10 protein-coding genes are annotated in these 7,543 nt (G+C 60.2%); all 10 read right to left on the bottom strand.

Annotated elements, in window-relative coordinates; genetic code table 11:
• Positions 1 to 281 (bottom strand): flagellar biosynthetic protein FliR (locus GSM73_RS27030; RefSeq protein WP_256676744.1); only part of this gene is annotated, 281 nt, incomplete at its 3' end.
• 4 nt (positions 282 to 285) lie between these two features.
• Positions 286 to 555 (bottom strand): flagellar biosynthesis protein FliQ, encoded by a 270-nt coding sequence (fliQ, locus tag GSM73_RS06415; protein ID WP_047226258.1) that lies wholly within the window; start codon positions 553 to 555, stop codon positions 286 to 288.
• Positions 556 to 579: 24 nt separating this feature from the next.
• Entirely contained in the window at positions 580 to 1,329 is a 750-nt protein-coding gene (fliP, locus tag GSM73_RS06410; RefSeq protein WP_047226257.1) for a flagellar type III secretion system pore protein FliP, read from the bottom strand.
• Positions 1,329 to 1,739, bottom strand: a complete 411-nt coding sequence (fliO, locus tag GSM73_RS06405) for a flagellar biosynthetic protein FliO (RefSeq protein WP_178129665.1) — start codon at positions 1,737 to 1,739, stop codon at positions 1,329 to 1,331. Before fliO ends, fliP begins: the two co-directional genes overlap by 1 nt.
• 27 nt (positions 1,740 to 1,766) lie before the next feature.
• Complete coding sequence (gene fliN / locus GSM73_RS06400) at positions 1,767 to 2,225, bottom strand: flagellar motor switch protein FliN (protein ID WP_047226255.1); 459 nt, start codon at positions 2,223 to 2,225, stop codon at positions 1,767 to 1,769.
• A gap of 54 nt (positions 2,226 to 2,279) precedes the next feature.
• On the bottom strand, positions 2,280 to 3,248 hold the full coding sequence (gene fliM / locus GSM73_RS06395) for a flagellar motor switch protein FliM (RefSeq protein WP_003184019.1): 969 nt from the start codon (positions 3,246 to 3,248) through the stop codon (positions 2,280 to 2,282).
• Positions 3,249 to 3,257: 9 nt separating this feature from the next.
• Positions 3,258 to 3,761 carry a flagellar basal body-associated protein FliL gene (gene fliL / locus GSM73_RS06390; protein ID WP_160891910.1) on the bottom strand — a complete coding sequence of 168 codons (504 nt, stop codon included), beginning with the start codon at positions 3,759 to 3,761 and terminating at the stop codon, positions 3,258 to 3,260.
• A 232-nt stretch (positions 3,762 to 3,993) separates the two neighbouring features.
• Positions 3,994 to 5,364: a flagellar hook-length control protein FliK gene (locus GSM73_RS06385; RefSeq protein WP_160891908.1), complete on the bottom strand. Its 1,371-nt coding sequence runs from the start codon at positions 5,362 to 5,364 to the stop codon at positions 3,994 to 3,996.
• Positions 5,365 to 5,452: 88 nt separating this feature from the next.
• Positions 5,453 to 5,797, bottom strand: coding sequence for an Hpt domain-containing protein (locus tag GSM73_RS06380; protein ID WP_092458410.1), 345 nt, complete (start codon positions 5,795 to 5,797; stop codon positions 5,453 to 5,455).
• 31 nt (positions 5,798 to 5,828) lie between these two features.
• Entirely contained in the window at positions 5,829 to 7,535 is a 1,707-nt protein-coding gene (locus GSM73_RS06375; RefSeq protein ID WP_178129661.1) for a fused response regulator/phosphatase, read from the bottom strand.
• Between the last annotated feature and the right edge of the window lie 8 nt (positions 7,536 to 7,543).

Below are 7,543 nucleotides of genomic sequence, written 5' to 3'. Positions count from 1 at the left end.
AACAGCTGCAGCGAAAAGCCCATCAAGACGCCAATCAGAATCTGCTCGGCCACCAGCATCAATGCACTGAGGTCCAGAGCGTTGACCGGCGGCATAGGTGGCAACCCTGGTGCGATGACCACCGTAATCGCCAGGGCGAAATACAGCCGTACGCGGGTCGGCACAAGGGTAGTGCCAAACACCGGCATGCTCATCAGCACCGCGGTGACACGAAACAGCGGCAGGATAAATGACGCCACCCAGGTACTGATCTGGGTATCCGTCAGTTCGAGCATCGACATCAGGTCAGCCGATCAACTGCGGAATACTGCCGTAAAGCTGCAGGATGTATTCCATGAAAGTTTGCACCAGCCAGGGACCGGCGACGATCAACGTCACCAGCATCACCAGCAGACGCGGCAGGAAGCTGAGGGTCTGTTCGTTGATCTGGGTCGCGGCCTGGAACATCGCCACCAGCAAGCCCACCAGCAGGCTGGGTATCACCAGCACGGCGACCATCATGGTCGTCAACCAGAGCGCTTCGCGGAACAGGTCTACCGCTACTTCAGGCGTCATATTCTTGCTACCCGCACAAATGGCCTAAACACCGCCGAAACTGCCCGCCAGGGTGCCGATGATCAGGGCCCAGCCGTCCACGAGCACGAACAGCATGATCTTGAACGGCAGGGAAATGATCAATGGCGACAGCATCATCATACCCATGGCCATGAGCACACTGGCGACCACCAGGTCGATGATCAGGAACGGGATGAAAATCATGAAACCAATCTGGAACGCGGTCTTGAGCTCGGACGTCACGAACGCCGGCACCAGGATGGTCAGCGGCGCTTGATCCGGGCTGGCAATGTCAGTGCGCTTGGACAGGCGCATGAACAGTTCCAGGTCGCTGGTGCGGGTCTGGGCCAGCATGAAATCCTTGATCGGCACTTCAGCCTTGGCCACCGCGTCTTGGGCGGTGATGGTTTCCGCCAGATAGGGCTGCAGCGCATCCTGGTTCACCCGGTCGAAGACCGGTGCCATGATGAACATCGTCAAGAACAGCGCCATGCCGGTAAGAATCTGATTCGACGGCGTCTGCTGCAAGCCCAGGGCCTGGCGAAGGATCGAAAAGACGATAATGATCCGAGTGAAACTGGTCATCAGCATGACGAACGCCGGGATGAAACTCAGCGCGGTCATGATCAGCAGGATCTGCAGGCTGACCGAATACTCCTGAGCCCCTTCGGCGTTGGTGCCCAAGGTAATTGCCGGGATCGACAGTGGATCGGCGGCAAGCACCAACGGCGCGGCCAGCATCAGGACCACCGCCAACAGAATGCGCAACGGCATTACTTTTTATCCTTCTGATCTTTACCCAACAGTTCCATGAGACGCTGGGCAAACTCGGGGGTGGCCTGGTCGGTGGCAGGCACCTGCACCGGCTCCTTGAGAACATGCAATGCAGTAATGGTACCCGGGCTCAGACCCAGCAGAATCTGCTCGTTGCCAACCTGAACCAGCACCAGCCGGTCCCGCGGGCCAAGCGCGCGGGAACCGACGATGTCGATGACCTGCCCCTTGCCGGCTGGCCCCGCCTGCTGCACGCGCCGCAGCAACCAGGCCAGGAAGAAGATCAACCCCAGCACCAGCAGCAGACCGAGCACCAATTGCGCCAGTTGCCCGGCGATCCCGCTACCCGCCGCTGGCGCAGCCGCTACGGTGGCTACCGGTTCGGCCGCCAGCACGCTGAATGGCAGCATCAAGGCTGCGGCGAGAAAACCTTTCACTCAGCGCAACTTCTTGATGCGTTCGCTCGGGCTGATCACGTCCGTCAGGCGAATGCCGAACTTCTCGTTGACCACCACTACCTCGCCATGGGCGATCAGCGTGCCGTTGACCAGTACATCCAACGGCTCGCCAGCCAGGCGATCCAGCTCGATCACCGAGCCCTGGTTAAGCTGCAGCAGGTTGCGGATGTTGATGTCGGTGCTGCCCACTTCCATGGAAATCGACACCGGGATGTCGAGAATCACGTCCAGGTTCGGCCCGTCCAGCGTCACCTGTTCGTTGCTTCTGGGCACGCTGCCAAACTCTTCCATCGGCAGGCGGTTGGAGGCGTGAGCGCCAGTGTCGGCCGCCAGCAAAGCGTCAATGTCGGCCTGCCCGGCGTCGCCGGTTTCTTCCAGGGCCGCAGCCCACTCGTCGGCCAGCGCCTGGTCATCCTGGGTGTTCATATCGTCAGCCATCATTTGTCCTCGGCGGGCAAAAATTCAGTTAAAAACGTAAGGATTCGACACCGCTCAGCGGCGTTCGATCGGCTCGATCACCTGCAACGCCAGGTTGCCTTTGTGAGAGCCCATCTTGACCTTGAAGGCCGGTACACCGTTGGCGCGCATGATCATGTCTTCAGGCATCTCGACAGGAATAATGTCCCCCGGCTGCATATGCAGGATGTCCCGCAGGCGCAGCTGACGCCGGGCAACCGTCGCGCCGATCGGCACGTCGACATCCAGCACATCCTGACGCAAAGCATTGATCCAGCGCTCGTCCTGATCGTCGAGATCCGACTGGAAGCCGGCGTCGAGCATTTCCCGTACCGGCTCGATCATCGAGTACGGCATGGTCACGTGCAGATCGCCACCACCGCCATCGAGCTCGATGTGGAAGGTCGAAACCACAATGGCTTCGCTCGGGCCGACGATGTTGGCCATGGCCGGGTTCACTTCCGAGTTGATGTACTCGAAGTTCACTTCCATGATCGCCTGCCAGGCCTCCTTCAGATCGACAAAGGCCTGCTCCAGCACCATGCGCACTACCCGCAGCTCGGTCGGGGTGAATTCACGCCCTTCGATCTTGGCGTGACGACCGTCACCGCCGAAGAAGTTGTCCACCAGCTTGAACACCAGTTTGGCGTCAAGGATGAACAGCGCGGTGCCGCGCAACGGCTTGATCTTCACCAGGTTGAGGCTGGTGGGTACATACAGCGAGTGCACGTATTCACCGAACTTCATCACCTGCACGCCACCGACGGCCACATCGGCCGAACGGCGCAGCATGTTGAACATGCTGATGCGGGTGTATCGGGCGAAACGCTCGTTGATCATTTCCAGGGTCGGCATCCGTCCGCGAACGATGCGATCCTGGCTGGTCAGGTCGTAGCTTTTGACGCTGCCCGGCTCAGCAGCGTTTTCGGTCTGCACCAGGCCATCGTCGACACCATGCAACAGCGCGTCGATTTCATCCTGGGACAACAGGTCCTGCACGGCCATGTCGGGTTCCTACTGCAATACGAAGTTAGTGAAGAGCAACTGTTCGATCACCACTTTGCCGAGCTCTTTCTGAGCCACTTCCTGCACGCTGGCCGTGGCTTTCTGACGCAGCATTTCCTGGCCGACGGGCGTGGCCAGGGTGTCGAAATTCTGTCCGGAAAAGAGCATCACCAGGTTATTGCGGATCAGTGGCATGTGCACCCGCAGCGCTTCCAGATCAGCCTGGTTGCGGCCCAACAGGGTGATACTGACCTGCATGTAGCGTTGGCGGCCGTTCTGGGTGTAGTTGGCCACGAAAGCGGGCGCCATCGGCTCGAAAATCGCCGGCTGTTTGCCCACCGGCGCGGCTTCGACCGCCACGGCCGGCTTGCTTTGAGCGTTGTGCATGAAATACCAGGTAGCCCCCACAGAGACCCCAATGGCCAGGAGCAAGCCCACCACGATCAAGATGATCAGCTTGAGTTTGCCCTTGGTTGCCGGGTCCTTTACAGCTGCTGCTTCGCTCTTCGCCATGCCAATAATCCGTCACTAATCGGGGTTTTCACTGTTGCACGGCAAGGCAGGAGCAAGTGTTATGCCAGAAGTGTTGGGGCACAAGGATCACGATTGGGATGCAATCTGCAGAACGCCATAAAACCAATGTGGGAGCGAGCCTGCTCGCGATAGCGGAGTGTCAGTCACCCATTTGGGGACTGATCCACCGCTATCGCGAGCAGGCTCGCTCCCACAGGGGGGCATCTTGGGGTCAGGCGTAGAAATCGACCGCGCTGGTGCCGATCACGCTGGTGGCAGTGGCTGCTACTTCAGCAATGCTGGCTGGCAGGTCTTCCTCTACCGAATCCACCCGCCCGCCGGACGATGTTGTGCGCCCAGCCTGAGCCTGTTGCTGCGCTTGCTGTTCCTGCCCTTGGGAGCCACGGGATTGGTCGGACACGCTGACGTCGACCTGACCCATGCCCTGCTGGGCAAAACTGTCGCGCAGGCGATGCATCTGGCCTTCGAGCGCTTCGCGAACGCCGGAATGAGCGCTCATGAACGTCACTTGGGTCTGCTGATCCGGAACCATGTTCACCCGAATATCCAGACGACCGAGTTCGGCCGGCTGCAACTGGATATCGGCCGCCTTGAGGTTGACACTCGACAGGTACATCACCCGATTGACCACTTCTTCGGTCCAGCCGCTCTGATTCATGGCGATAGGCTGGTTGACCGGTATCGCATTGGCGGTTTTTGGCGTGGCGGCCTGGGTTAGCGCTGCCAGACGGTTGGCGAAGTCATCCACGCGAGTATCGCTGGAAGCAGCGGTCAGATCCTTGAGGCCCTCATTGATCAAGCCGCCAAATGCCTTTTCACCGCCCTGGCTGCCGGGGCCAGTACTGTTCTGGTCAGCTTGGACGGTGAGCATGCTCGCCATGCCGGCGGCAAAGGTTTGAGCAGATGTCGATTCAGCGTCGAGCGATACCGGGGCAGGTGTCTTGGACTGCGCCTGGCTGGCAGCGGAAACATGGCCGCCCTGCTCCATCGCCAGGCGCAAGGCAGGCAATGCATCGAGCGGATCGGCCGCCGGATCGAATTCAGGATCGACCACAGCCGAAGTCTGGGCTGCTGCGGCCAATGGAGCAATCGGCGCCGCCACCGCAGCCGCGACTTGAGGCATCGTCGTGGCCACCACGGGGGCGGGTTCTGCCTCGGTTGCGACAACCGTTGCGATCATATCCGGCAGCAGCGCGGGGTCCACAGCCGGATCGCCAGAAGCAACTTCCGCCACTGGGGTTTCAGTCGTGTCGGCGCCGTCATCACTGGCCACCTTGTCATCGGCCGTTGACGGTTTGTCGGCGGGCAAGGATTTGCCGCTATCGGCAACCGTCGTCTCGGAGGCGGCAGCCGTTTCGTTGCCTTCGTCTTTTTTGACGGTGTTATCAGAAGCCTGGTCGCGTACCTGTTTAACCGATGGCTCGGGGGCCGTCGACGACTTGGCGGGGGCCTGGCGGGCGAAGACCTGGGCGAAGCTGGAGGCTTTATTCCCGAACTCAGGGGCCGCTGCCGGTGAATTGACGGCGGCCTGAGGCTTGGCCTGCGGGGTGGCCTGAAGCAGTGTATTGGGCGTTACGGACATAAAAAGGTCTCCACTGCACTGGAATCATAGGTACAGTCGAGAGATGACAATGCAAGGGGCGGGCCAACCTATTGGCAATGCTCGAATCTCAGCAGTGGAACCCTTCACGCTCTTCCCTGCAAAGCTTGCGAACGTGGGCGAATTCACTGTCGATTTCGCTGACCAGCTTTTCAATCCCGCCTAACGACGGCTGTTTGGCACGTTGCTCCAGTTCGCCGCACAGTTCTGCCAGGCGGATGGCGCCCATGTTGCTGCTGCTGCCCTTGAAGCTGTGGGCCGTGGCACTGAGCTTTTCCGCGTCCCGAGCCTCATGCAGCACACGCAGGCGTGCTTCGGAATCGTTAAGAAAGGTATCCAGCAACTCCAGATACCCGTCCTCCATGACTTCCTTCAACGTACTCAGTACGTCGCGGTCCAGATGAATCTCACTCACTTGTTCGCTCCCTGATCAAGAATGGCGCCGATTATGCCAGAGCCTCCCAGAAAAACTCCACGCGTGCACTACGACCATCGTCGGACCAGCAGGCCTGATGGCTCAACTGGCGCACTAGGCTCACGCCGCGCCCCGACAACCGGTTACTGTCCGCAGGTCGTGCCAACACCCGGGCGACATCGAAGCCCTTACCACTGTCTTCGACTTCAATGACCAGACGACCACCGTCACCGTGAGGCGTGACGTGCACATGAACCCGGACGTGACCGCTGTTCAATTCATCCAGGCGCTGGTTGCGCTCGCTGTAGTAACGGGCGAAACCCGACGCGTCGCGCTTGAGACTCGAATCAAGCCCCAATACGCCATGGTCCAGCGCATTGGAGTAGAGCTCCGACAGCACGCTGTAAAGAGCGCCACTCTGAGCCCTGAGCCCATGAACCTCAAGCAACAGCTGCAACAGGTACGGCATCGGGTTGAACCGCCTGAGCGTCTGCGCGCGAAACTCGAAACTCATCGACCAGTCCAGCGGACTGGACTGGCCGCTATCGGAATAGACCGGCGGTGGCGGGTTGAGTTGCGTCGGCGCGACCAAGCGCACCTCGACCATGCTGAAGTCGTCCCGCGGCTCGCCGCGAAAGTCCCGCAAGGCTTGCTGGATGTCTTCGAAAAGACAGTCGGGCTCACGATTGGCCGAAAAGACCTGTTGCAAACGCTCCACGCCAAACAGCTGCTCATTGTCGTCAGCGGTGTCGATCACGCCATCGGACAGCAGGAATACCCGGTCACCCAGCGACATGGGGTGTACTTCAGTGCGGTCATCGAACAACTGGGGAGTGAGCACGCCCAGCGGCAGGTGCCGCGCCGGCAATGGCGTGCGCACACCGCTGAGGCTGTCATGCAGGTAACCATCGGGCATGCCGCCGTTCCAGACTTCCACCGTGCAGCGCTGGAAACTCAGGCATAACAGGGTCGCGCAACAGAACATGTCCACCGGCAGGATGCGCTTGAGCTTGGCATTCATCTCCCGCAGGATCTGCGCCAGGCCATAACCTTTGGCGGTCATGCCGTAGAACACCTCCGCCAGCGGCATCGCGCCGACAGCGGCCGGCAAACCGTGTCCGGTGAAATCCCCCAGCAGGATGTGCATATCGCCCGCCGGGTTGAATGCGGCCAGCAGCAGATCGCCGTTGAACAGGGCGTAAGGGGATTGCAGGTAACGGATGTTCGGTGCGCTCAGACAGCCGGAATGGGCGATCTTGTCGAACACGGCCTTGGCCACGCGCTGCTCGTTGAGCAGGTAGTCATGGTGCCGGGATATCTGGTCACGCTGTTCCACGACAGTGGCCTGCAACCGACGCAAGCGGTCCATGGCCTTGATCTTGGCGGCCAGGATGACCTGGTTATACGGCTTGGCCAGAAAATCGTCACCCCCGGCTTCCAGACATCGGGCCAAGGCTTCGCTTTCGGTCAACGAGGTGAGAAAGATGATCGGAACCAACTGCTCCCCAGCCAGTTGCTTGATCTTTTGCGCCGCCTCGAAACCATCCATCACCGGCATCATCGCATCCATCAGCACCAGGTGCGGACGCTGCTGGATATAGATGTCCACCGCTTCGGCACCGTCAGCCGCAGTGAGCACGTGATGGCCCTGACGACGGACAATAGTCGACAGCAGCAGTCGGTCAGCGGCACTGTCTTCGGCAATCAGGACCGTCAGCGGTTCGAGGTCGGACAACATGGCTGCCG

It is taken from the genome of Pseudomonas sp. PICF6, from assembly GCF_009831705.1.
GTDB lineage: Bacteria > Pseudomonadota > Gammaproteobacteria > Pseudomonadales > Pseudomonadaceae > Aquipseudomonas > Aquipseudomonas rhizophila.
Note: the sequence above shows the minus strand (reverse complement) of the source record. Positions and strands in the feature narration are given on the sequence as shown.

What these genes read in the sequence shown, in the direction of transcription:
- fliQ (WP_047226258.1), bottom strand. Translation starts at nt 555, where the DNA reads ATGACGCCTGAAGTAGCGGTAGACCTGTTCCGCGAAGCGCTCTGGTTG.
- fliP (WP_047226257.1), bottom strand. Translation starts at nt 1,329, where the DNA reads ATGCCGTTGCGCATTCTGTTGGCGGTGGTCCTGATGCTGGCCGCGCCG.
- fliO (WP_178129665.1), bottom strand. Translation starts at nt 1,739, where the DNA reads ATGCTGCCATTCAGCGTGCTGGCGGCCGAACCGGTAGCCACCGTAGCG.
- fliN (WP_047226255.1), bottom strand. Translation starts at nt 2,225, where the DNA reads ATGGCTGACGATATGAACACCCAGGATGACCAGGCGCTGGCCGACGAG.
- fliM (WP_003184019.1), bottom strand. Translation starts at nt 3,248, where the DNA reads ATGGCCGTGCAGGACCTGTTGTCCCAGGATGAAATCGACGCGCTGTTG.
- fliL (WP_160891910.1), bottom strand. Translation starts at nt 3,761, where the DNA reads ATGGCGAAGAGCGAAGCAGCAGCTGTAAAGGACCCGGCAACCAAGGGC.
- GSM73_RS06385 (WP_160891908.1), bottom strand. Translation starts at nt 5,364, where the DNA reads ATGTCCGTAACGCCCAATACACTGCTTCAGGCCACCCCGCAGGCCAAG.
- GSM73_RS06375 (WP_178129661.1), bottom strand. Translation starts at nt 7,535, where the DNA reads ATGTTGTCCGACCTCGAACCGCTGACGGTCCTGATTGCCGAAGACAGT.